Annotated in this window: 1 rRNA gene; it reads right to left on the bottom strand. The window is 57.7% G+C overall.

The features are described 5' to 3' along the window. Positions 1-753, bottom strand: a 23S ribosomal RNA gene (locus tag ACIF6L_RS38670); the annotation flags it as partial. Between the last annotated feature and the right edge of the window lie 298 nt (positions 754-1,051).

Here is a 1,051-nt window from a genome sequence, read left to right as displayed (position 1 = left end):
CGCCCTATTCGGACTCGCTTTCGCTACGGCTACCCCACACGGGTTAACCTCGCTACACACCGCAAACTCGCAGGCTCATTCTTCAAAAGGCACGCAGTCACGGCCCATCAGCAAGCTGATGAACGACGCTCCCACGGCTTGTAGGCACACGGTTTCAGGTACTATTTCACTCCGCTCCCGCGGTACTTTTCACCATTCCCTCACGGTACTATCCGCTATCGGTCACCAGGGAATATTTAGGCTTAGCGGGTGGTCCCGCCAGATTCACACGGGATTTCTCGGGCCCCGTGCTACTTGGGTGTTCTCCAAACGAGCCGTACAGATTTCGTCTACGGGGGTCTTACCCTCTACGCCGGACCTTTCGCATGTCCTTCGACTACCCATACGGTTTCTGACTCGTCGACCGGCCGGCAGACCGATCAAGAAGAATCCCACGACCCCGCGATGGCAACCCCTGCCGGGTCTCACACCATCGCGGTTTAGCCTCATCCGGTTTCGCTCGCCACTACTCCCGGAATCACGGTTGTTTTCTCTTCCTGCGGGTACTGAGATGTTTCACTTCCCCGCGTTCCCTCCACATACCCTATGTGTTCAGGTATGGGTGACAGCCCATGACGACTGCCGGGTTTCCCCATTCGGAAACCCCCGGATCAAAGCCTGGTTGACGGCTCCCCGGGGACTATCGTGGCCTCCCACGTCCTTCATCGGTTCCTGGTGCCAAGGCATCCACCGTGCGCCCTTAAAAACTTGGCCACAGATGCTCGCGTCCACTGTGCAGTTCTCAAACAACGACCAGTCACCCACCGCCAAGACACCCAAAGGCATCTCTTCAGTGGGACCGGCATCTCTGAAGCAACGACCATACGGCCGTTCCCTCAGGACCCAACAACGTGCCCGACACACCAACCAGAGAACTGTTTTCCACGCCGAAGCAGTACTGACAGACCCTACCTAGTGTGCCGAATAGTCAACGTTCCACCCATGAGCGACCGTGCAGAACATTCGCCTGCAAGCGGCCATGTGCTCCTTAGAAAGGAGGTGATCCAGCCGC

Origin of the sequence: Kitasatospora sp. NPDC086009 (assembly GCF_044540385.1) — a bacterium.
Lineage (GTDB): Bacteria > Actinomycetota > Actinomycetes > Streptomycetales > Streptomycetaceae > Kitasatospora.
The sequence above is the reverse complement of the archived record's forward strand: the minus strand, read 5'-3'. Positions and strand labels throughout refer to the sequence as shown.